Genomic DNA, 24,360 nt, shown 5'->3' on the forward strand with positions numbered 1-24,360 from the left:
TTTATAAGGTTCTTCGATACTCTTTATCTTCGTTTAACAGGTTCATAAACCTCTTCGGATACACTTCCATCCAGTTTTTTAATTCTGAAATCGGAAGTGGTTTACTTATAAAATATCCCTGCACTTTATCACAGGATAATTTTTTTAAAGCTAATAATTGTTCTAAAGTTTCAACTCCTTCTGCTATAACTTCAAGACCGAGGCTATGAGCCATACTGATAGTTGCATTTACTATCATATAGTCTTCTATTTCTGTAGGAAAACCATTCAGGAAGGATTTATCAATTTTTAAAAAAGAGAGAGGAAATTTTTTAAGATAGCTCAAAGAAGAATGACCGGTACCGAAATCATCAATGGATATTTTGATTCCATGGTCATCGAGCCATACCATTTGTTCGATTCCCGCTTCAACATCATTCATAACAGCACTTTCAGTTAATTCAAGAATGATATTACCCACATGCAGAGACTTTTCAGCTAATAAGTAAGATAATTCGGCTTTTAAGTCCTCTCTGGCAAAGTGTTTTGCTGAAACATTAATTGCAAAAGAAATATGGTTAAAACCCTGTTCTAAAAGATTCCTTAAATCCGTGCTGGCCTTTTGGAACACCCAGCTTCCGAGCTCAATAATTAGTTCGGATTCCTCTGCGATTGGAATGAATTGGTCCGGAGAAACGATCCCGAGTTCCGCTGAGTTCCACCGGATTAAGACTTCGAAATAGTTTACATTTCCGGTATTCATATGAAGTACCGGTTGGTAGTTAAGATACAGTTCTTCCCTTTCTATGGCGAATTTAAGTTTTTCTGCAATTTGTAAACGTCTTTGAGATTTTTCTAATAGTTCGAAGCTAAAGAAAGTATATCTATTCTTACCCGAAGTTTTTGAAGTTCTTAATGCTAAATCGGCATTGCGCATTAATGATAAAAGACTATTACCTTCATCCGGATAATGAGTAATTCCTATACTAAAAGAAGACTTTATAATTTTCTCATCAATAGTAAATGGAGACTGGTAACGTTTATGAAGATTTTCTATAAAACTAATAAGATCAGAGCTTGCATATTTTCTCTGTATGATGATTGTAAATTCATCCCCGGAAAGTCTGGCAATAAAATCATCTTGATTTAATCCTTCTTGAATTCTTTCAACAGATTCTCTTAAAAATAAGTCACCTGCGTTATGACCGAAGGCATCATTAATCTGTTTAAAATTATCAATATCTAATAAAACTAAGATAAAAGGCTTTTTTTCTTTGTTACAAAGTTCATTTATTTTTTCAAAGAAAAAGAGTCGATTAGGAAGACCGGTAAGCGGATCATGATAAGCATAAAACTGAATGTCTTCTTCCCTTTTTTTACGTTCGGTAATATCAAAAAATACAGCGGCGTATTTAGTGGTTTTATTCTCAATATCTTTTATTGAAGTAATAGAAATCAATTCAAGATAGTCTTCTTTATTTTTCTTTTTGTTCCAGATTTCCCCCTGCCAGAATCCCTTTTTTATAAGGTTTTCCCATAGACTTCTATAAAAATTTTTATCATGTCTATCTGACTTTAAAATGGAGATCTTCTTTCCTAAAATTTCTTTCGATGTATAACCGGTAATTTTAGTGAAAGCCGGGTTTACAAATTCTATATAGCTATCAGAATCCGTTACTACGATACCCTCAATAGCACTATCTATCACAAGATCAGAAAGCCGAATTTTTTCAGAAAGATAAGCCTTATCTATAATTTGTTCTATTAAAAGACATAGGGTATTTAAAATATCTTTGTCATTGTCATTCGCTATTTGGCCTTCCGGAAAGCAAAATTGAAGGGTCCCTTCCTCGTTTTTGGGAGAATCGAACGTTCTTGAAATGCAAGATTTAGTAGTATATTCTGAATTTGTATAAATATTTCCTTCCAGTGAAATTTTTGCTGTCACTTTTCTTTCCGGATGAAAGAGATTGGGAACTATTTTTACAATAGTTTGTAAAATACTTTGAACCGAAAGATCGGGAATAGAGAAAAGTTTTGTAATTTTATACAGACCATTTAATTCTCTATACTTCTGTTCGATTCCCTTTAGCAGGGTTTCATTTTCTTTAAATATTTTAAATTGCTCATAATTTAAAATGAGAGTTATACTCAATATCATTAAAAAAAAGCCATATTGGCTCAAGTTGGTAGGTAAGGATAAATGCAAATTGTTTTGTAAAATGTCTAAGGTAGCTGTAAATAGAAGGCTTAAAGAACCAATAGATATAAAAATTGCCTTCTTATTTTTAAGTAAAATTTCCTTTATCAAAATATTGAAATTTATTATAACGTAGATATAGTTCAAATACTGCATTGCATTGTAGTTCAAAAAGTTCCATATTCTCGTTGATGGGTGCAATAGCATGAGAAGAAAAATGAGGAAAAAGAGCAGATCCGTGAATTTATGCACCCCTGTATACTTGTATTTTAAAAAATTTCGAAAGAAAAGGGAAAACAAGGGAAATAAAAGTGTAAGTAATAAGTATTCTACTTTTTTTATGTGATATAAAGAGGAAACAATATTATACTTCCATTGAGTTCTTAAGAATAAGAAAGCAACCAGGCTAAATGTAAATAAAGAAAAATATAAGTAATAATTAAATTTTCTCTTATCCGAAAAGATGACAATGATATGAAGCCCTATTAAAAAATAGGTTAAGATTAGAAATAAATCGATATATTCCTTGTTTAAATATTCTTTCCAGATGTAATGTGTATGTCCGAAAATCAGAGGTCCGGATAAAACTCCGCTTTCTTTATAAAAGTAATTTTGAATTCTAAGAAGTATTTGATTTTTACCTTCTCGTAATAAAGGAATCGGGACATCTATAATTAGCTTTTTATCATAGCATTCGGGCCGGGGGGAATGGAATTTACCGCAGCCTCCAATATAAAAACCATTAAAATAAAGTTCATATCTATCAGAGATTCGACCGGGGCGTATGGCTAATTTCTCCTGAGAGCTTATGTTTACTTCAGTAGACAGATAAAAAATTTTAGTAAATTTCTCCCGTTCTTCAGGTTCAGAAAATGTGATGATCGCTTTTAGGTAAGAAAAAAGTTTGGGTTTATCTTGAAATAAGATATGCTTTTGAAAAGAGTCTTCCTGGAAAAGGTTTCCCGGAACTTGAACAGGATAATGAGGAGAAGGGAGGCTAAACGGACCGGCCCCATCCCCGGTTTTTTGGTCTAAGAGATACCAATTTTTTCCATTTTGAGACTCCAAAGAAAAAAAAAGGTTTGTTGATTCGGGTTTAAAATCTCCGGTACATTGTATTAGGCTGAAAAAAAGGAGTAAAGAGGCCAAAATGAACTGATATAATCGAGGCAATATCATAAAGTTTTGAGCTTATGCCGCTTCATTCTTTTAAATTTTACTCAGGGGTAAAGAACAAAATACTGAAGTCTTAAAAAAAACTTGTGTTTTTATAGGAGTCCTGCATACTTAATTAGAAACTTATTCTTCTATGGATCACAAACTTCAGTTAGAAATCAATGGGGAAAGAGCCTCAAATTATTTAAGAGCTTTTTTAATTCTCATTTTTACTGCCGGTACAGTTCTGGGTTATCTTGTAAAAAACCAGGTTTCCGATATACTGGGAAATTATGTTGCCGGGATTGTTATATATCTTATATCGACTCTTCTTTCAATATTTATTTTAAAAAGAAAAGCTTATACACCTATGGTAAAATACTATACTATGGGATTGGAACTTTTCGGCTACGCATTTGTTCTATTTGGTTTTCTACGCTTAAGTGATCCGAATGTTATGACTATAGCCATTAATGATATTGTTCTTTATGCCATTTATTTTTTAATGATAACAGAATCTATCCTGCGTTTTTCTCCGCGTTTTACATTAATAACGGGTCTAAGTTGCACATTTATTTTTACTTTTCTGGGCATTTTACTGAAAGCTAAAGGAGCAGATAAGGCACATTTTCCGGTTACCACCCTTACTATCATCCTCGGAGCCCTGTTCATTTTTGCAGTAACGGTAGCTGCCTATTTTGCTACGACGTTTGTTAGACGAATGGTTTTGACTATTAAAGCTTCTGAAGATAATGCTCTCTTTCAATCAGAACATTTGAAAAAACTTATGCAACAGGCAAAACAAACTGTAGAAAACCTGGATCTCATTATTAACGACGTGGATGATATTATCAAACACGGAGAATCTTTGTCCAGGGATCAATTACTCCTTTCAGAGAAGTCTATAGGAGTGGTTCAACATTTTTCCTCTTCTATTAGCAGTATATCAGATATGGCGAATATTCAGGAAGATAACTGCCAGTTGAATAGTGAATCAATAAAAACCTTAAATGAGGTGATAAGCCGGGTCGATAAAGCTTCAAACAGGATAGCTAAAGAAGGAGATGAAACCCTGAAATTGGCGGGTAAGGGAGAGGAAGTTTTAAATAAAAGTATGGAGCATATGAATCATATCTCTGAATCTTTTATAAACGCGTCCCGAATAGTCTCTGTAATTAACACTCTGGCTTCTCAAACAAATTTACTTTCTTTGAATGCAGCGATTGAAGCAGCAAGAGCCGGAGAAGAGGGCAAGGGTTTCGAAGTGGTAGCCGGTGAAATCAATAAATTAGCCGAGTCATCTAGCAAGAACGCCAAACTAATAGGACAATTAATACAATCCATGAAGTCAGCTATTGATGCGGGTGTAGAGCAAATACAGGGTTCCAGTAAATCCATAAAAAATGTAATTAATCTAATCCGAGGAATAAGCAATGAGGTAAAAGAAATTGCATCAATTGTAACTGAACAAACCCGGATTATTGCAGATACCAAAGAACGAACCGATAGAATCCAGAACATGGCAGAAGAAATGCACACCATGACAGAAGACGAAAGTAAAAACGCAGTAAACTTAAAAGATGATATTCAAAAAGTATTTTTTAGTTCTAAAGAAATTTCAGAGAAAATTAGACAATTAAAGAGTTCAGCAGAAACCCTGCAAAACATATCAAAAAAACTTAAATTAGAGATCGAGTGAGAAATGTCTATGCCACTAACTATTTTTTATTTATATTTTTTCGCTACTGTATTTATTCCAAAGCATGTGCAGGAATTCAGTATTGAGGAAGCAGAACAGAAAATACAGGTCGTCAAGCAACAAACACAATGGCTGGCGTCTAAAGAGAACAATAAAAAAAAAGAAAGCTTTCCGGTCACAATTAATGGAATGAAGGTTCGCATAGGTGGAGAGACAGATTTCATAGAGCAGGATCTGGCCACAGCTTTTGATTTTAAGGGTAAACTCAATAGTACACATATTGATTCTCTTTTATGTTCAACAGAAGAACAGAGAGCCTGTATTTATTCAATTAATAGATTTCATAATAAAGTTGAATTGCACTTAAGGCTATATGAAAGCGAGACGATTATTTATACCTGGAAGTAAAACTTGGCATATATCGAAACAATCATCAAGGGTAAGTTTTTTGTAAAGTATGGCTTGCCTGAAAAGCTTTCCCTCTATTTAAGTCACATTTTTTTATTTTTTATTGTCATTGCTGTTTGCTGGTTATTTAACTGGCTGGTAAAAAAAACTGTCCTGAGATTAGTTGCAAGGATTGTTAAAAATACAAAGAATAGTTGGGATGATATATTTTTAGAAAAGAAAGTTTTTCAATATATGTCCCATATTGTTCCTGCATTTATTCTTTTCTTTTCATCTACTCTATTTATAGGACACGAGAAATTTATTCAGAGAATTGCAGAAACCTATTTCATTATAGTTTTCTTCGTGGTTCTCAGCGCTTCGGTTGATGCCATTGAGTTGGTTTATGCTGAATTTCCTGTTTCACAAGAAAAACCTATACGTAGCTATATTCAAATATTTAAAATCTTCTTAGTTGTAATTGGCTCTATTATTGTAATCGGACAGGTAATTAATCAATCTCCCTGGAAACTTTTAAGTGGTCTTGGTGCCTTAACTGCGATTATCTTACTGGTATTTAAAGACTCCATTCTTGGTTTTGTAGCGGGTATACAAATCGTTACAAATCAATTGGTTAAGCTCGGTGATTGGATTGAAATGCCTTCACATAACGCGGATGGAGATGTAATAGAAATAACTTTAAACACGGTAAAAGTACAAAATTGGGATAAGACAATTACAAGCATTCCTGTGTATTCCCTGATTTCTGAGTCTTTTAAAAATTGGAAGGGAATGAAAGATTCCGGAGGAAGAAGAATAAAACGCCATATCAATCTTGATCTGAATAGTATAAAGCTCATTTCAGAAGATGAACTTTCCAGGTTTAAAGAAATGGAACTCTTAAAAACTTTTTTTGAAGAGAGAGAGAAGTTTATAGAGAATATGGAAAATCCAGCTTTATATAGAGCAGGGATAAGCAATGCAGAACTTTTTCGTGCTTATGCTCTATCTTATTTACAAAATCATCCGGATATCAATAAGGGGATGACTTTAATTGTCCGACACAAGCAGGCAGGAGAATTTGGTTTACCTCTGGAACTATATGCCTTTTGTAAAGATAAAGTCTGGGCAAATTATGAGAAAATTCAGTCTGATATTTTTGATTATATGTATTCGACTTTACCTGAGTTTGATTTAAGAGCCTACCAGGCACCGAGCGGGGCTGAGCTACAGTTTTTATACAGGCATTGGCCAAAAAAGTGAAATCAATATTTTATAGAATAAAAGGGATTTTTTATATTCTTATAATCTTAAGTTGTAATCCCATTTTAAAAAAAGAGAGCAGTAAGGGGCAGACTATGGAAATTGTAGAATTACAGGCAGGAGAAAACAAAGCAAGGATAGCGGTTCATATTGGGAATACCCTCTTTTTTCTGGGAAAGAAAGAAAACATTCTTCATTTCCCTATACAGGTGGAAGATTATGCACTTACCAAAGCTTTATACGGAAATCCCTTCCTATATCCCTTTGCAAACCGCTTACAGGAAGATGCTTTCTATTTTAATAAAACAAAATATACTCTGGATTTACAAAACCTGGACCTTATGAGGGATGCAAATGGACTTCTATTACACGGACTGTTATTGAAAAGTCCTCACTGGAAGACAATTGAAGTAACACAGGAAAAAGATAGGTCTTTTCACAGGGCTGAACTGGACTATGGAAAACATCCTGAACTTTTAAGGAATTTTCCCTTCCCTCATAAAATCATTATGAGTCATATCTTATATACTGATAGACTTGAAATCGAAGTAAAAATCCATAACTACGGAGCTGAAACAATGCCGCTCTCATTTGGATTTCATCCATATTTTTCTTACCAGGATATACCGAGAGATGAGGTAAAAATCAATATTCCTGCAAGGCAATATCATTCACTTAGTTCCAAATTACTTCCGGAAGGTTCTCTTTTTCCTATTGAAAAAAAATGGAAATCCAACATTTTCTTTACCCTGAAAGGGCAAATGCTGGATGATGTATTTACCGATTTAATAACGGAAAAACCTGAATTTATGATGCAGGCCGGAGATAAAGAAGTAAAAGTAGCCTTCGGTCCAAAATACAGGGTGGCAGTGGTATACGCCCCCTTAGTAAAAGAAAAAAACTTTGTATGCTTTGAGCCTATGACGGCTCCGACAAACGGCATAAACCTGTATCATGAAGGAAAAATTAAAGACTTGATGCAGGTAAAACCCGGGCATTCCTGGAAGGAAAGCTTTTGGATTTATTTTAAGTAAACCAAATTCTCTTTATTTTTTACTTTTGTCCGCTTATATACAGAATATCTGCAATATTTACATAGTCCTTCTGCTGGAATGTTTTTGTTTTAAGCGGAAACATGGAAAGACTCAAAACTTTTAGCCCCATCCTCTTTAGTCGGAAATAAACTCCCCCAAATTCATCGCTATGAAATCTACCATTGATATGTACGATTTTCTTTCCGGTTTCCATAGAATGATTGTAAATATGGTGTGACATACTGGCATCCCAGAGTCTTTGAGCCTGAAAAAATTGGGTTTCCATTTTATTCGGATGTATATTTCCCATCAAGGAATAAAAGCGTTTTCTATAGTTCCTATCCGGGAATGCAAGAATCGTATAAACCGGTGGTAAGAGTTTTTTGGCCGATGACAATTTCGCAAGAGCTCTCCATCCTTCCCGACCGACAAGAGAAACGTAACGAGAAGGAGCGTTAGCGGCTATCACCTCGATTCCTTTTTCTTTTGCATGTTCTATCAAGGGTCGGTAGGCTTCTGTGTAATTATTCCAGGGTTCCGAAGTTTTTAAAAAATCTTTTTCTCGAATCGTTCCTGATAGGTATTCATCCAGAACTTCCTGCTTATCGGCTGAGAACATTTCCATAGAAAGACTTAGCTTACCTTTATAGTCTTCCGCTAAAGCTTGAAATAATTTTAATTTTTCTTTATGACCTTCTTTGTCATCATGTTCTTCACCTATAAGAAGAACGTCATATTTCTCAAGCATTTTAGAAATATCAGTAGTATTCAATGTTCTAAAACTTTTCCCATCGAATATAGCAGGAAAAGAAGATACACTTTGTGAAAAAACCGGGAAAGTGAAAAAAAAGAGAAGGATAAAAAGTTTCATATTTTATGGAGTAAGACGATAAATAAAAATGCAAGTGAAAAATTTAGAGTCTAAGAAAGTAAGAAATATTTTTGTTCCCCTTATAAACAGTATTTGATAAAAATACCGCTTAATAGAAAAGATGTATATATATGAAAGACTTGCAAAATAAAATCGTACTCATAACCGGTGGAGGGGAAGGTCTGGGCAAGTTAATGGCCTTACACTTTGCAAGAGAAGGCAGCCGGGTTGTTATCTGGGATATTAACCGGGAAGCGGCTGAACAGGTTGTCGATCAAATTAAACTCAGCGGGGGACATGGTTTTGCCCTCGAATGCAATGTAACCAACAGAGAAGAAGTTTACAAACTCGCCGGTATGGTAAAGAAAGAAATCGGAAAAGTAGATGTTCTCGTCAACAATGCCGGAATTGTTAATCATAAAACATTTTTAGAAAGTTCAGATGAAGAAATCTTGAATACCATGAATGTAAATGCGATTTCTCACTTCTGGACTACAAGGGCTTTTTTACCAGAAATGATCGAAGAAAATAGCGGTCATATTGTTACAATTGCTTCTTCAGCAGGCTGGATCGGTGTGGCGGGTCTGGCAGACTACTGTGCGAGTAAATTTGCCATAGTGGGTTTTGATGAAGCTTTGAGGATGGAGTTTCTAAAGAAAGGGCTGAGTGGCATGAAAACTACCTGCGTTACTCCTTTCTTTATTGATACCGGGATGTTTGAAGGATTGAGAACAAAGTTTGACTTTTTACTTCCAGTCTTAAAAGAAGAAGATGTGGCTAAGGAAATTGTAAAAGCAGTGAAAAATGATCAGGCTTATTTAAAAATGCCCTGGATGATTAATGCAATCCCCATGTTTCGTTTGATACCTACTGCTCTTATGGATTGGGCTGCTGATTTTCTGGGTGTGAATGAAAATATAGAAGAATTTAAGGGACGTAATCAATAAGAAATGGAGACTAAATGAGTAAACTAAAAATATTGGTAATTTCTTCACTTTTGTTTTATATCTCTTTAGGGGCAGACCCTTTAAGTGATGAGGAGATAAAATCTTTTAATATCAAGGATCTCTATAATACTTCCTTTGATAAACGGATGAATACCTTTCGTATCATCAAAGAACTTGGTTACAGAGAGAAATATAAACAGGAATTAGAAAAAGCGGTTCTATATATGCTGAAGCATAAGGATATCTTTTATAAACGAACCGGTATACAGGGAGAAAATATGTTTCATCTCGGAAATTCTGAAGTACATGAGCTGATTCTAAAAAATGCAGAAGATACTCAGTATGAAAGTGGAAACCAATTTTTGTATTTCCGAGCTTCCATCATGGAATATTTATCCTACGAGTTAGAGAAAGCAAGAAAGAAGTTACTTTTATGTAAGTAAAATTTTAAACCCGATGATAATTAGAACTATACCGCCGAGAGCTTCACTTCTTTTTCCGGCGGTTTTTCCCAACCTATCTCCCAGCAAAAAACCAAAGAACGTAAATAAGGAACAAACGATTCCTAAAGTAAGTAAAGTCTTTATTAAGTTCAATGACAATACAGCAAAGCTTACTCCGGCAGCCAGAGAATCAATGCTGGTTGCAACTGACAGAAATAAGATAGAACTTATAGAGATAATATTCAAAGTTTCTGATTCTTCATTTGAAAAAGACTCTCTGAGCATCTTGATTCCTATAAAGCCCAACAGGAAAAATGCTATCCAGTGATCGAAGGCTTTTATGTAATCCAAAAAAACAGAAGCAAAAAGATAGGCCGATAAAGGCATAAATATATGAAACAATCCAAATATTATAGAAATCATAAGTGCTTTTCTTAACTTATTATCTTTATTTGTTAAGCCCAGTGAGAGAGAAACAGCAAAAACATCCATAGAAAGACCCACGGCTATAGAGAATAATTCCAGATTTGTCATATTCTTCCTGAAAGAACTTCTGAGCGGTATGCAAAAGAGCACTTGCGTAACTCTTGATGTTTCTCAGAAAAACCTATTTGTTTTAAGTATGTAAACTCGTTTTCAATATTTGTATCAAAGATACCCGGATCATCTGTACCGATACTAACCGAGAGACTGTTTTCTAAAAAACGCTTTAGCGGAAGTTTTTCCACATTATCAATCATTCCGATGAAAAGATTAGACGTAGGACAGGACTCAATCACTGTTTTTCTATCTTTTAAAACCCGCATACCATATTCCTGAATACTGTGCAATTCGCTCACCCTTTCTTCATTAAAATATAGACTGAGTTTTTCTTCCGGTTTATGCTTTTGTAATTCTTGTATTTCTTTTTCTAAATTTTCCTCAGTCGGAATATAACCAAATTTAGCTATATCTTCATGTCTGGATAAAAGAAATTCCAGTTGAGCCAGTCGCTCTTTGACTGACTCTTGAAAAGTGATATTGTGAAAGGATTGGGCTTCCAGGCCGAGTGCCAGACAATGCCCTAAACGATGTGCACCGTATTCTGCTGCTTCTATGACCCAGCGCACTGCTGAAGAAGGAGTTTTATCGGTAAAACTCTCTGCAACATGATAAAGAATTGCAAGAGCTGAAGCCGGATTCTTCTTGTTATCATCAAGGACTATTCGGAAGAAATCTTTTTTATCGGAAGGAGGATAGCCTTCTTCCACGTGGCAGAAGTCTATTGCTACAAGGTATTTCTGAATTAGGGGGTTCTCTTTTTGTAAGTATTTTAGCAAATTATAATCTTCTTCATAACCACTTTCTCTTTGTAAAGACATGGCGAGGCGAGCCCGGATTTTCCCGTTAGATTTATCTTCTCCCTCCTGAAAACCTTTGCAAAGAACCAGGATTCTTTGTTTTTTTTCCTCCATCGGAAGTCCGGGTGGAAAAAGTACCCGGTACTCTGCATAAGAGATATTTTGTTTCGAATGATTATATGAAACTAAAGAAGCTACCTCCTGAATATCCTCGTATTTTAAGGAAATAAGGGCTAAGATCAGGTTAAATTTCGCTTGAAAATGAGAAAAAGGAGCTTTTTGTTTAAAGTAATATAACTCTTTAAATTTATCTTCTTTTTTGTAATCTTCAAAAAATGTTTCTATTGAAATTCTTTCTTGAAAAATCTTTTCATATACATTTACAAAAAGATGCCATCTGGGAATCGGATTATTTTTTCCTATTTGATAAAGAGTCTTTGCATCGAGACAACCATAGAGATGGCAATGAAGATCTGCATACATCTTTTATTCCCAGAGAATCCTTTGGCGAAAAATTCGGATGAACTTATAAAGTCCAATAGTGTAGTTTTTTTCCATAGTTTCGTCTTCGCCTTTTTTTACTTCACAACTGAAAGAAATCTTAATTTTAGAATCCCTCACATTCTTCAAAGCTTCTTCTTCTTTTCCGTATCGACTCATATAATAGTAATAATATAATATACTTTTAAATACATCGTTGTTGTTAGTGTATGAAGGAGACACTTTCAAGGTTTTGGACTCGTATGTTTTCATCTCTTTCTGAGAAGAATAAAGATAGGGTTTTATAACATTGTAATATTGTGTTTCGTAGCTAACATTTTTAAGCTTCTCAAAACGTAGACTATGAATTTCAGGATAGGGGCCCGGATGTCCTATATAAGTTCCTTCCGTGAGCGGGCAATTACCCAGCCTTTTATGGCGGACGTAATAATCATTAAATTTTTCAGATAAATATACCAACTCAAAATCCTTATCATTATTCACATCTTTGACTTCCGGGTTTACATAGCCACTTATCCCATCCCTATTAGCTTTTGTTAAGCCATATTCTCCTTCGAAGTAAACCCGAACGGCATAGCTCCCTCCGCTTTCTCCACCGCTATGAGAAATGCTATAGTAAACAGCTTTTCCATCCATGATAGAAGAAGCATCTTGAAGGGGAGTGAAATAGAGTGAGTCTTCTAAGACTACTTTACCGCTGTCTTTTTCTCGGAATATTAATTTATGCTCTTTATCATCCTTTTTTAAGGTGGTCTCTGTATTCACAATATAAGCTGACCATTCTTTTTTTGGTCCGGAGTTGACTTCAGAGTTTTCGCCTGTTTTTTCTTCAGCGAAAATTACGGAAATAAATAGAAAAAATAAACTGATGAAAAATTTCTGCTTCATAAGTTTATGGCTTACAGAAGGCAGAAAACTTTCAAGTACAATTCTTTTTTTCCGGCTCAGGAATATTCTATAAGTAGAGTTTCCCAGGTTTCTAACTTTTCTTTTAGTTCTGTTTCCAGTACATTGAGACGCTGATTTTTTTCCTGGATAATTTGAAAATCACTGGCATTCTTTGTCATGAATTCTTCTAAGTCTGACTTTTCTTTTTCTAAGGATTCTATCTCTTTTTCAAGAGAATCAATTTGTTTTTGAACTTTGAACGGAATTTTTTTTGTATTATCTTTTTTGGGTTCAGGTTTCGTATTTTCCTGCTGCTTTTCTTTTTTTCCTTTTTGTTCCTGCTCTTTTTTATTTTCTAAGTATTCAAAATAATTTCCGGGAAAAGAGGACACGATTCCCTCTCCCTCAAATATAAGTAGAGAATCTACGAGTCGGTTCATGAAATAGCGATCATGAGAAACCAGAAGTAAACAACCCTTAAATTCTAAAAGATAATTTTCTAAAATAGAAAGAGTTTTTATATCCAGATCATTTGTAGGTTCATCCAGAATGAGAAAATTCGGATTCTTCATAAGCAGATAAACCAGATATAACCTTCTTTTTTCACCGCCGGATAGATCCTCTATCTGGGTATATTGCAGGCGAGAGTCAAAAAGAAAGCGCTCAAGCATTTTGGAGGCAGTGATCTTGTCTCCGTTATCCAGATAAATATATTCACCCGAATTTTTCTTAATAAAATCAATGACTCTGAGTTGAGGTTCCAAATTTTTAGATGTTTGATCAAAATAAGCAATATGAGTATTTATACCTCGATCTATATGGCCGCTTATAGGTTCTAATCTCTCGGTAATTGCATTTAAAAGGCTGGATTTTCCCGCTCCGTTTGCTCCTACTATCCCCAATCTTTCATTTAGTTTAAAAACGTGGGAAAAGTTATCTAAAACACATTTGTCTCCGTAACCGAGCCTGAGATTTTTTATTTCGATGATTTTCTTTCCGAGCCTTCTTCCGCTTGAACTGAGTTCTATATCTTTTTCTTTTACGTGTTTTTCCCTATTTCTTACCTCTTCAATTCTGTCTATACGGGCTTTTTGCTTGGTCCCTCTCGCTTTGGGTTGACGCTTGAGCCACTCCAATTCCCTACGCAAAAAAGATTTAGCTTTATCTTCTGTTTTGGAGAGACTCTCCTCCAGTTCAACTTTCTTTTCAAGGTAATAATCATAATTTCCCGGGAAAGTAAATAGGGTTTTCTTGTCAATTTCAAAGATTTTCCCTACGACTTCCTCTAAAAAATAACGGTCGTGAGTTACGAGAAATAGGGCTTTGTTCATGGTTTGCAGATGATTTTGTAGGTACAGAATCGTATCTATATCGAGGTGATTCGTAGGTTCATCTAAAATAAGAAGATTGGATTCTTCTATTAAGGCATGTACCAAATTTACTTTTTTAAACATTCCACCCGAAAGCTGGTTTACAGGTGTCGAAAGCTCGGCTATCCCTAGCTCTTTCAGAATCGATTTGATATTTGCTTCGTATTCCCAGGCATTCTGTCTGTCCATTTCTGCATGAGCTTTTTCAAAACTTTCAGTTTGCGCTTCGCCTGCTTTTTTTTCTAATTGCGCACAGGCCCTCTCATATTCCCGGATGGTTTTAATAATGGGAGTTTGGGAGCGGAAAATATATTCAAGTATATCCATGCCTTCTTCGGGTTCCGGGTTTTGACCGAGATGACTGATTTTGAGTTCCCGGTTTCTTGTGATTTCTCCGGAATCCGGTTCTTCTTTTCCGAGAATCATGCGAATCAGGCTACTTTTTCCCGAACCATTTACACCGATAAGTCCGATTTTTTCACCCTCGTTAATTCCGAAGGATATGTCTTCAAACAGGAGATTACTGGCGATACGCTTGGTTATTTTATTTGCAGACAGAAGATTCATTCTACTTTTACCGTATATTTAGAGTGGAACTCTTTCGCAGTAATTAAAAAGAAAAAATAGCTTTTTCCTAGTATAAAAATAATATAGTCTTAAAGCAGGTGAGAAAGGATTTATGGAGTATTTTAAATACCGCTTGGATGAAAGCTACATTAAAAAAAGGGAAGAAGCACAGCAGAATCTTACTGTTTTTCAAACCCATCGTAGTTTTTTTCAGTACCGCCCGGAAAGCTCCAGGTTTTTCAATTACCTCCTTGCTTTTTTTCTGAAAGTGAGTTTTTTATACTCCAGGGGCCTGAAAAATGCCCTCGACTATTCCTTACATGAAAATATAATTTTCGTTCCTGACCTACCTGTGGAGTTTAGAGAGTTTCGCATTCTTCACCTGAGTGATTTGCATATTGAATGTATCAGAGACGGTGGGGAGCGCTTACTAACTTTAATTGACGGACTTGAGTTTGATCTATGCGTGATTACCGGGGATTTTCGACTGAGTAAAAATGTAGATATGGAACTTTTCCGTGAGAGGATGGAAAGTCTGGTAGGTGTTCTACAGTGCCGATATGGTATTTCCAGCGTACTGGGAAACTATGATTCTCTTGAAATTGTTCCTATATTAGAGAAATTAGGAATACGGGTTCTTTTGAATGAAATCCAGAGAATTATTAGCGGAAAATATAGCCTACAAATTATTGGTGTAGATGAAGTGACCTTATCTCACTCTTCAGAATTGAAGAACTTAAGAAAAAAAGCTGAACCAAATTTATTTAGTATTCTACTAAATCATTCTCCTTCGCTCTGGAAAATCGCCAGTGAAGAAAATATAAACCTGTATCTTTGTGGCCAAACACACGGTGGACAGATTTGCTTTCCCGGAGGAAGACCTATTTGGAAGAATATAAACCTGCCCAATGATATTTTTTCCGGTGCCTGGAAGAGAGATAATATGCACGGCTATACCTCAAGGGGAATCGGGACATCCGTACTGCCGGTGCGTTATTCCTGTCCACCGGAGGTTGTAGTACATATTTTACACGGATTATGAGCCTGGCTTCGACTCAGACAGATGTGGTTGCTGACAGACTGTGTGAAAAGTGAGCAAAAAAAAACCTGTAGATATTGACGAACTCGGTTCTTACTAAAAAAACTAAAAACCAATCATTCCAAATTGGTTTTTAGTAAATAAATTTACTATAAGTCATAAAAGAGAGAAAATTCATTGCTATCCATCAAATAAAAATCTATTATTCCTACTATTTTGCATTTACAGCATCTATAAAAGCCCTTATTCCCAGAATATTTATGACTCTTTTAAAATTATAAGCAAAACATATGAAACTAAATTCGGCCTGAACGCTTCTAATTCCTTTTTGTATAAAGTAAGTGAACCCCAAATTTCTCTTTATAGTGCCAAATGGGTGTTCCACAATCTCCTTACGTTTACGAATTAGCTTTTTATTTTCCTCGTTCCCCATCTCTTTTTTAAAATCATCCATTGTCTCTCGGTTTATCGAGACCCGAATAGTTCGTCCAGTTTTACTATTGGTACATTTTGCTCTATGAAAACAATCTTTACATTCCTTACATTTATACTCATTTACATAAATCCCGTATGACGTCTGTCTTGGATTTTCATTTTGTCTATTTAATTCTTTTCCTGCCGGACATACGTATATATCCCGCTCTTTATCATAAACAAAATCCTGGATTTCATATCCTTTTGCAGGAAGTTTATCAGGATTACTTTTACATTCACGCTTATTATTACTATCCAGTGCAGATTTGGTATCTGGTACTATAATATTTATCCCCGATTTATCTTTATTATTCATTATTTCTTTTTCACTAAAATATCCGGAATCCATTACTGCATTTGTCTCATTTTCTATTTTAAGTTCTTCTTTTATCGACTGGACTTTTTCAATCATAGGAGTCATTTGTTCCAGGTCATTTGACTTTTGCGATACATCATTTGCAATAATCAACTTATTTGTATTATCCACTGCAGTTTGGGCATTATATCCAGGACGAATTTTTCCTTTGTCACTTTGAAATCTTGAATCTGTGTCGTTAGCAAAATAGACCTGTAGTTCCGGGTCGTTTTCAAATAATTCCCGAATCCCTTTCACTTTATCATTGTATTTCGTTAGTCTTTTTAGTTTATTTAATACATCCCTGGCTTCATCTCCATCTTTAAGATTTAGTTCATTTGCTTCGGAAATATCATTCAATTCTAATTCCTCCAAATATTCCTGTATTTTGGATTTTATATTTTGCTCGATATTTTCAATACGCTCTCTTTTAAATACATTATTTTGTCCGTTCTGTGCTCTTAGCTTCGTTCCATCAATTCCAACTATTGAAAGAGTTAGTAGATTCATTTTCTTGCAAAAGAATAAAAACTCTTTGAAGATATTTTTTATTCCATCTTTATTATTTTTTCGAAAATCAGCTATTGTCTTAAAATCCGGGGCGAGATTCTTTGTTAACCACCTAAGTTCCTGGTTTCTATTACATTCCTTCTCTAATTTTCTGCTACTTCGGATTCGTTCTATATATCCGTATAAATATATTTTTAGTAAATCATGTGGATTATATGGTGGTTTACCTGTTTCTAACTTTGGAATTTTAAAACCTAATTTTTTAAGATCGAGATTATCAACATAGGCATCAATAACCCTTACCGGACTATCTTCTTTTATGACGTTATCCAAACATTCACTGTATAATACTATCTGTTCTCGAGAAGTTCCTTGTATATAATTCATAGCTGCACCTATAACTCTTTATCGTTATAAGGAAATTTTCTATATACATTACATTCCTGACAAACAAAAAATATTCAATAACGAGACTTTTCACACAGTCTGTGAGCGTAGCCACTGCGGAAACAAGCCAGAATAGGAAATCGCTTGTTTCCTTGCACCGAGAGAGCCTTGGTTCTCCAAGCAAGTGTAGTGCCTTCGTAAGATCGGAAGTCACTCAGTCACGACACTTGCATTGGCAAAAGCTCTTTGGCTCGGTGACATGCCGAAGCGGCACGTCGGCTACGCTCTAACGTTAAGTGCCATTGCAAAATTATTTTCGAAAGGAGAATATATGAAATCAAGAAATTATAAAAAAATAGTTTTTATAATTGTTTTAGTAATCTTATCTATGTTTATTATAACAGGTTGTTCAAATAAAAAAAATAACAAACTGCAAGATTTTTTAATTATGTATGGTATTATAAGTAATACTAGTAATCAAAATTCTGATAATACAACACTTGTAAGTGGTACGGTAACGGATTTAAATAATATTTTAATAGATGCCAACTTTGGAATTTATAGAAAACCCAATAATTCCAATGAAAATACTTCGAGTCTTCTAAGAAGTTTGGATAATTTTACTTTTTTTGAATTCTATAAGGTTATAAAAGGTAGTATTATTAAAAAACTAGAAATTGGATATAAATATAAGTTTTGTATTAATAATGATTGTAATAGTTCTTTTTTCGAAATAAGTGTAATAAGCTCCAATATAAAGATTATTACTAATCAAGCTGGAGTCAGCAATTCCCGCTTTAGAGTACAAGGCTTCTTAAAGCCTGTTTTTTAACCCATAACTTACGGGTTTTCTTCGAGGAAAAGAACCCAAAATACTTATGTATAGTAAAAATTGAGCTAAAATCATAGTAAAATTAGTACAAGGAAAAATGAATGAATAGCTCCTTCAGAAAATTTTTCACTGTTTTTAAAAATCTCGCTATGATGAATTTTCTCCTATAGAAATATTTGCTTTAAATCCATAAGCAATAGCCTGGAATAGTTGCTCCATAGATGAAAATTCAAATATTTCAAACAAGTTTCTTATCTTTTGCCAGAATAATCTTTTTGCATGAAAAGTCCCAAGTGCTTTTCGGAATAATGCACAGCTCGATTGTTGGATTTGATCTACAAGAAAAGCAAGTACCATAAGAGTTGCAAAGTTATTAGACAAATTCTTACTGCCATGTCCATAATTATGTTCAAAGTGATAACCCTGATTTTTTAGAGTATTAAAGGTTTCATTTTCTATCTTCCATCGTGATCTCGCGATTCGCATCAATTCATAAGCATTTTCTTTTGTAATTTCAATATCTGTAACCCAGCAAAAAACAATCATATGCTCTTTTTTATCCACCTGCTTATACTCAAGGATATTGACTTTGAGTTCTGAAGTCTCATTTAAAAAGATTTGGTTTGTAAAAGAAAAGTAATGAGAAACTCCATCTTTCTCTATACAGAGTTGCTCTGTCTTTTTCAATTCCTGTAGCTTATCAAATTGATTGTAAAGGTGTTTGTGATTTTTTTCTTTTACACCTATGATAAAGGATAGATTCTTTTCTTTCAATAATTCAATGTGGGGAGCATTTGAAAACAGAGAATCCTCTACAAATATTGTTTTTAAATGAGGATGCTCTCTTCTAAAATCTTCAATAAATCGTTTAGAGGCGTTTAACTCACAGTCATTTTTTGTTTTCCCATCTTCGTTTGTAATAGGTTCAAACATAAGTGTATATTTCGGTGAAATCTGCCAGTCATTCCGGTTGAAACTTTACCACTCAAATGTTTTCAAAATCATCCTAATGACAGATGAAAGCCTAACATAGATTAAGTCAAACCTTTTGTAATTAATTTTCTCATGGAATCTCCTTTCAACGTGAATGTGTAAGAAGAGTGTAATATTCTGTCACAAACTGCATCAGCAATTGTCTGGTTATTTACCACATCATGCCAGGATGAAATAGGGTATTGAGAAGTAATAATTGTTGACTTTTGTCCATGTCTATCTTCAATTATTTCCATAAGAAACAATGCTGTTTTCTTATCAAACGGTTCCAGTCCAAAATCATCAAGGATAAGTAGATCCGTTTTTTTTATCTTATCAATTTCTCTATTGTAACTTCCATCGACTTTTTTCATTCTTAAAGAATTGAATAATTTACTGCTATTGTAATATAGCACAGAGTATCCTTCCAGGCAGGCATTATTTCCAAAAGCACATGCTAAATAACTTTTCCCAGTTCCGGTCGGGCCGGATATAATAAGGTTATATTTCCTTTTGATCCATTCAAAGGAGCTTAATTTTAGAACCATATTTTTATTTTTTCAAGTGTATCTTCATTAGTCATATCAGTATTCTTCCTTATTGTAATATACTTTTCCTCTCAGGTTTTCATGTTTGATGTCATTGGAAGATAAGTTTTCTTGCTCGTATGCATCCATTCCATTTAGCAAAATATTTTTTATAAATCTGTAGCCTATTTGCTTGTATTCTAATGCGATTTCACAGGCTCTATTAACTCGCTTTCCCCCATATTTCTTTCCAAGGTTAATAATCCCTATGCATACTTTATATCCCTGTTCGGGATATTTGTAAGTATTTAGAATATTTGAGGATAGCTCCCTTACACTTACTCCCAGAAGAGATGCTCTGCTTAATATCATTTCAGAATTCCATTCCGCATAAGACTTGTGAGAGGGAGGCATATGGTCTATATTTGTGCTATATTTACCCTGTGCTCTATCACGTTTATGCAAAGCCACTCTCTCATTATTGTAGAATACCTCAACTATATCCTGAGTATAGATTATCGTGGTTTTACGACCTTTTAGGCGATAAGGCACGCTGTAATAGTTTTTATCTTCAGGAAGGTAGACATGATAATTTACAGCTACTGTAGACATTGCAAATTTCTTGAACATGTATTTTTCTGCAGGTAGAGGCTTTAGTAACTGTTTTTCGTTTCTTTCAAAATCTTCTCTTCTTGAATGATTTAATCTCTGCATTTTTAGATTATTATGTTTATCTAATAGTTTCTGTATTGCCTCATTCAATTCTGAGAGGCTCAGGAATGTTTGATCTCTAAGAGGAGCAAATATTCTAGTATATACTATGTTCACCGCATTTTCTACGAGTGCTTTATCTTTGGGCTTATAGGGCCTTGCCGGGAAAATAACCGTATCATAATGTCTGGCAAAATCCAAAAGCTCAGGATTGATTTCAGGTTCATACCTATCACTTTTTGTTACCGCAGCTTTTAAGCAATCCGGAACAATCGCATTCACAACCCCTCCAAGATATTGTAAACTATTCTCACAGGCACGAATAAAATCTTCTTTCTTCTGAGAATATACCGCTTCTACATAAGTTAATTGACTCGCACCTAATACAGAAACAAATACTTCAACTTCTCTTTCTTCATTTGTTTTGGGATCTTTTATTTTTAGCTTTTTTCCGGTAAAGTCCACAAACAGTTTATCACCATATTTATGCTCTATATGCATACTGACTTCTTTGCTGTTTTTCCATGTCTGATAGTGATAACAAAACTGGGTATAGCTATAGGGTTCTGAAACTTCTTTTGTATATTCTTCCCACAATATTTGCAGGGTAACTCCAACTCTTTTCAACTGAACAGCATAGTCAGGAAACCTAATGGATAGCTGCTGATACCTTTCTTTTCGGGAAAGATTTCTGGAATCTAATATATCCAGAACCTCACTTTCCTTCATAAGAGAGAGGTCTTTATATGTCATATTTGACTTGCGGAATATTTGGAGATACTCTGATACTACTGGACGAGAAATACTTAAGTTTCGACTAATACTCCGTTTACTCAAACCCAGTTCGTAGAGTCTTACTATTTCAACAATTTTATTCATTTTTATCCTCTGATTCATCAGTCTTTCCCCTCTTAGTTGAAAGACTTTTTCGTTGCGATGATTGAGGAAACTTTTAACCTTTGTCCCGAATTACTTATTTTCCGTGTGGTAAAGTTTCAACCAGAAGCCTGGTAAAGCTAAAAACGGAATGCAATTCTATTTCATTAAGTCAGGTGGCAACTTTCACCGGAATGACTGGCAGGGTTGAACCGGAATACACAATAAGAGGGATAACTTCTTTCTTATCCGGATGCACAATACAGGCACCATACATCATATGCTGGTAGAGAGTTTCACTTTTCTTATTCTTTACAAGACAGGATTTACAATGAATTTTTCCTGAAGAGAAGAATCCGGTTCCGTCTCCGGAAAGAATATAATAATCATCAAGGACACGATAAGATTCGAGAACCTTGCCACGCTGAAGTTTTGAAAAAAGGTTTTTATATATTTTCCTGAAAGCTCCTGTTGAAACTTCATCAACAATTTCTCTCATTTGAGTGTCAGAAGGTATCTCTTGAATCTTGTATATACTTTGAAGATTTTTATTCTTCACTTTTTCTCTTTCAAACTCAAGAAGTGATGCGTTCTTTTGAGAAAAGATAGCAAAGGCTGACATCAAAGCATCTGTTAGAGAAATCGAAGGATTGACCCTGTGGTCTGGAATTTTAGAAAATTCCTCCCGAATTGCTTGATAAAGTCCATCTGCTGATAAATCTACCCGTGCGTGTAACTCGTTTTTGCCTGACATATAGTCAAAAAGACTATATCCCTGTACAGGTACAAGCGATTTTTGATGAAAAAGTTTACGAAAGCATTCCCTGCAAACCCAAAAATCTTAGCCTTATCTGCCTGTTACAAGCAAAGCGGGAATTGCTGGATGAAGTATTACGCCTATATAATATATTGACTCTGTTTTCACCAGATAAAATTGTATATAACTTTTCTAATATGGATAAAATAGGAATGCCTATTATTTATCTGAGAAGAAGTGGCAAAGTTCACAAATTCCAAAAGAACATATCCCCGATTCCTGAAACATTTTTATATAAAAATAAGACATATAATAGTAAGAAGTTTCTTGAGGAATCCATAACAACTGCTCTTATTATTGTTCAAGATAATACAATAATATATGAAGATTATTATTTAGGAACAAAGGATACGGATTTAAGAATATCCTGGTCAGTTACAAAATCGTTTATTTCTGCACTATTCGGACCACCTGTAGCAACTGGACAGATTAAGATTACAGATAAAATAACAAAATATGTTCCAGAGTTAAAGGAAAGTGGCTATAAAGATGCTTCTGTAAAAAATGTTTTACAAATGTCGAGCGGAGTTTATTTCGATGAAAACTATACTAAGCTATCCTCAGACATTAATCGTCTGGGAAGAATACTCGCTTTAGGAGGCTCTTTTGATAAATTTGCACTAAGTCTGCGAAGTCAAAGAAAACCGGGAACCTTTCTTCATTATGTAAGTATAGATACTCATGTATTGGGAATGGTCTTACGTAATGTAACAGGAGAGAAAATTCAGAATCTTTTTGTAAAAAACTTGTGGTCTCATTTAGGAGCTGAAGCAAACGCATACTTTTTAGCTGATGATACAGGGGAAGCTATGGCTTTAGGTGGCTTATGCTTACGTAGCAGAGATATGGCTCGCTTTGGAATATTGTATTTACAGGATGGCTTTCTGAATGGCAGACAAGTCATTCCAAAAGCCTGGATACAAGAATCAACCTACCCTCAGGAAAAATATCTTTTCCCCGGTAAAAGAGATACAGCCAGTACAGTTCATGGTTATGGTTATCAATGGTGGATTCCTGAAGATTTTGATAAGGAGTTTCTTGCTGTTGGAATCTATGATCAGATGATCTACATAAACAAAAAATCCAACGTTGTCATTGTTAAAAATTCAGCTAATTACAACTTTGCAAACAATAATTTTCAAAGCTCAAACCAGGCCATTGCTTTTTTTAGAGCAGTCGCTGAGAAGTATTCACTTGATAAAAGAAAACCTTCCCCTGTTCGCGGATCAAACCCCTAATCGAATTTCCATTATGGTATAGTCATCTTCAAATTCAGGTGTTTGACATAAAGATTTGGTATGGATAAGCAGATTCTCCAAATTTAGCTTTTGACTCGAATGGAGTTCCTTCAGGATAGATGTAAATTGCGGATATTGTAATACTTTATCATTGCTCAGTCGGACTTCATAGGCTCCATCTGAAAAAACATAAAGACGGGATTCTTCTTTTAATACAATACTATCTTGAATAAACTTTATACCGGGAAGTAAACCAATCATGGTATTCCTGGTAGATAATTCGATTGCTTCATCAAACTCATATCTATTTGCCGGAAACATCAATGTGGGAGGATGACCTCCGCTGGAATAAGTAAGAGTTCTTGTATCTTTCCGATAAACACCATACCATATTGTAAAATTCATATAGTTCTGGGTTTCCTGGGGGAAAGCTATATTTAGGGAAGTAAGAACATCTCCCGGCTCGAAAAAGTTCGTATTAGGTAATGTTTGACTTCGAAGTGTATTAATAACAGAAGCAGAAAGAAGAGCTGCTCTTACTCCATGACCGGTGACATCAATTAGATAAAATGCAAAATGATTCTTATCAATCCAATGATAGCCAAATGAATCACCACCCAATGAACTACAGGGTATGAACCGCCAATCAACCGCATAATCCTGTTCGCTTATAGGTTTTGGAAATAAGGCCTGGACATATTTCGCGGCTTCTTTCAGTTCTTCCTGAATAAGATCATGGGCTTTCTTTAATTCTGCTCGTTGTTCGATTACTTTAGTATTTACCTCCTTTAGTTTCTTGGAGGTTATATCACTGGTTCGTGTAAGTTTTCGGGCTACTTTTAATAGTTTTTCATAATTGCTAAACAAGGACTTAAATTCATCTTTGAAATCAAGAGAACCTTCCTCTTTTAGGGCACATTCACAGGATTCTAGAACCTTTTCTTCCTCATTAAATAAATCATTTTCCATCAATTTGTT

Annotated in this window: 21 protein-coding genes; 9 read left to right on the forward strand and 12 right to left on the reverse strand. The window is 34.7% G+C overall.

Translation table 11 applies throughout. The features are described from left to right. Position 1: 1 nt before the first annotated feature. Entirely contained in the window at positions 2-3,358 is a 3,357-nt protein-coding gene (locus tag H7A25_24350) for an EAL domain-containing protein (GenBank protein ID MCP5503052.1), read from the reverse strand. A 130-nt stretch (positions 3,359-3,488) separates the two neighbouring features. Between H7A25_24350 and H7A25_24355 the strand changes: the two genes are divergently transcribed. The 4 genes from H7A25_24355 to H7A25_24370 all read left to right on the forward strand — a co-directional run bounded on the left by H7A25_24355 (position 3,489) and on the right by H7A25_24370 (position 7,717). Further along, positions 3,489-5,033 (forward strand): hypothetical protein, encoded by a 1,545-nt coding sequence (locus H7A25_24355; protein MCP5503053.1) that lies wholly within the window; start codon positions 3,489-3,491, stop codon positions 5,031-5,033. A 9-nt stretch (positions 5,034-5,042) separates the two neighbouring features. Next, positions 5,043-5,441 (forward strand): hypothetical protein, encoded by a 399-nt coding sequence (locus H7A25_24360; GenBank protein MCP5503054.1) that lies wholly within the window; start codon positions 5,043-5,045, stop codon positions 5,439-5,441. 3 nt (positions 5,442-5,444) lie between these two features. Beyond that, positions 5,445-6,683: a mechanosensitive ion channel family protein gene (locus H7A25_24365; protein ID MCP5503055.1), complete on the forward strand. Its 1,239-nt coding sequence runs from the start codon at positions 5,445-5,447 to the stop codon at positions 6,681-6,683. 95 nt (positions 6,684-6,778) lie between these two features. Then, on the forward strand, positions 6,779-7,717 hold the full coding sequence (locus tag H7A25_24370; GenBank protein MCP5503056.1) for an aldose 1-epimerase: 939 nt from the start codon (positions 6,779-6,781) through the stop codon (positions 7,715-7,717). Positions 7,718-7,736: 19 nt separating this feature from the next. Here H7A25_24370 and H7A25_24375 read toward each other — a convergent pair whose 3' ends face one another. Next, complete coding sequence (locus H7A25_24375) at positions 7,737-8,588, reverse strand: ChaN family lipoprotein (protein MCP5503057.1); 852 nt, start codon at positions 8,586-8,588, stop codon at positions 7,737-7,739. A gap of 131 nt (positions 8,589-8,719) precedes the next feature. On the opposite strand from H7A25_24375, the gene H7A25_24380 reads away from it, so the two are divergent. Both H7A25_24380 and H7A25_24385 read left to right on the forward strand, forming a co-directional pair. Then, positions 8,720-9,535 (forward strand): SDR family oxidoreductase, encoded by an 816-nt coding sequence (locus H7A25_24380; GenBank protein ID MCP5503058.1) that lies wholly within the window; start codon positions 8,720-8,722, stop codon positions 9,533-9,535. Between the two features lie 14 nt (positions 9,536-9,549). After that, positions 9,550-9,978, forward strand: coding sequence for a hypothetical protein (locus tag H7A25_24385; GenBank protein ID MCP5503059.1), 429 nt, complete (start codon positions 9,550-9,552; stop codon positions 9,976-9,978). Here H7A25_24385 and H7A25_24390 read toward each other — a convergent pair. From H7A25_24390 to H7A25_24405, 4 genes are read right to left on the reverse strand one after another with little or no spacing between them, the layout of a single operon-like run. Then, positions 9,967-10,512 carry a manganese efflux pump gene (locus tag H7A25_24390; protein ID MCP5503060.1) on the reverse strand — a complete coding sequence of 182 codons (546 nt, stop codon included), beginning with the start codon at positions 10,510-10,512 and terminating at the stop codon, positions 9,967-9,969. The two genes, H7A25_24385 and H7A25_24390, sit on opposite strands and share 12 nt — an antisense overlap. Beyond that, a complete protein-coding gene (locus tag H7A25_24395; GenBank protein MCP5503061.1) occupies positions 10,509-11,801 on the reverse strand; it encodes an adenosine deaminase in 1,293 nt (430 codons plus the stop codon). Before H7A25_24395 ends, H7A25_24390 begins: the two co-directional genes overlap by 4 nt. A 3-nt stretch (positions 11,802-11,804) precedes the next feature. After that, positions 11,805-12,707 (reverse strand): hypothetical protein, encoded by a 903-nt coding sequence (locus H7A25_24400; protein MCP5503062.1) that lies wholly within the window; start codon positions 12,705-12,707, stop codon positions 11,805-11,807. Between the two features lie 56 nt (positions 12,708-12,763). Then, on the reverse strand, positions 12,764-14,644 hold the full coding sequence (locus H7A25_24405; GenBank protein MCP5503063.1) for an ABC-F family ATP-binding cassette domain-containing protein: 1,881 nt from the start codon (positions 14,642-14,644) through the stop codon (positions 12,764-12,766). A gap of 112 nt (positions 14,645-14,756) precedes the next feature. Between H7A25_24405 and H7A25_24410 the strand changes: the two genes are divergently transcribed. After that, complete coding sequence (locus tag H7A25_24410; protein MCP5503064.1) at positions 14,757-15,686, forward strand: hypothetical protein; 930 nt, start codon at positions 14,757-14,759, stop codon at positions 15,684-15,686. 208 nt (positions 15,687-15,894) lie between these two features. Here H7A25_24410 and H7A25_24415 read toward each other — a convergent pair whose 3' ends face one another. Then, entirely contained in the window at positions 15,895-17,409 is a 1,515-nt protein-coding gene (locus H7A25_24415; protein MCP5503065.1) for an IS1182 family transposase, read from the reverse strand. A 331-nt stretch (positions 17,410-17,740) separates the two neighbouring features. Between H7A25_24415 and H7A25_24420 the strand changes: the two genes are divergently transcribed. Beyond that, on the forward strand, positions 17,741-18,241 hold the full coding sequence (locus H7A25_24420; GenBank protein ID MCP5503066.1) for a hypothetical protein: 501 nt from the start codon (positions 17,741-17,743) through the stop codon (positions 18,239-18,241). A gap of 147 nt (positions 18,242-18,388) precedes the next feature. Here the strand turns inward: H7A25_24420 and H7A25_24425 are convergent, their stop codons facing one another. From H7A25_24425 to H7A25_24440, 4 genes are all read right to left on the reverse strand, one after another. Further along, complete coding sequence (locus H7A25_24425) at positions 18,389-19,174, reverse strand: transposase (protein MCP5503067.1); 786 nt, start codon at positions 19,172-19,174, stop codon at positions 18,389-18,391. A 101-nt stretch (positions 19,175-19,275) separates the two neighbouring features. Further along, on the reverse strand, positions 19,276-19,761 hold the full coding sequence (locus H7A25_24430) for an ATP-binding protein (GenBank protein ID MCP5503068.1): 486 nt from the start codon (positions 19,759-19,761) through the stop codon (positions 19,276-19,278). Positions 19,762-19,797: 36 nt separating this feature from the next. Continuing rightward, positions 19,798-21,348, reverse strand: coding sequence for an IS21 family transposase (locus H7A25_24435; protein MCP5503069.1), 1,551 nt, complete (start codon positions 21,346-21,348; stop codon positions 19,798-19,800). A 151-nt stretch (positions 21,349-21,499) separates the two neighbouring features. Next, complete coding sequence (locus tag H7A25_24440) at positions 21,500-22,081, reverse strand: hypothetical protein (protein MCP5503070.1); 582 nt, start codon at positions 22,079-22,081, stop codon at positions 21,500-21,502. Between H7A25_24440 and H7A25_24445 the strand changes: the two genes are divergently transcribed. Further along, positions 22,054-23,382, forward strand: coding sequence for a serine hydrolase (locus H7A25_24445; protein ID MCP5503071.1), 1,329 nt, complete (start codon positions 22,054-22,056; stop codon positions 23,380-23,382). The genes H7A25_24440 and H7A25_24445 overlap by 28 nt on opposite strands. On the opposite strand, the gene H7A25_24450 is transcribed toward H7A25_24445, so the two are convergent. Continuing rightward, positions 23,371-24,351 (reverse strand): SpoIIE family protein phosphatase, encoded by a 981-nt coding sequence (locus tag H7A25_24450; protein MCP5503072.1) that lies wholly within the window; start codon positions 24,349-24,351, stop codon positions 23,371-23,373. The two genes, H7A25_24445 and H7A25_24450, sit on opposite strands and share 12 nt — an antisense overlap. Between the last annotated feature and the right edge of the window lie 9 nt (positions 24,352-24,360).

The organism is Leptospiraceae bacterium (assembly GCA_024233835.1).
Taxonomy (GTDB): Bacteria; Spirochaetota; Leptospiria; order Leptospirales; family Leptospiraceae; genus JACKPC01.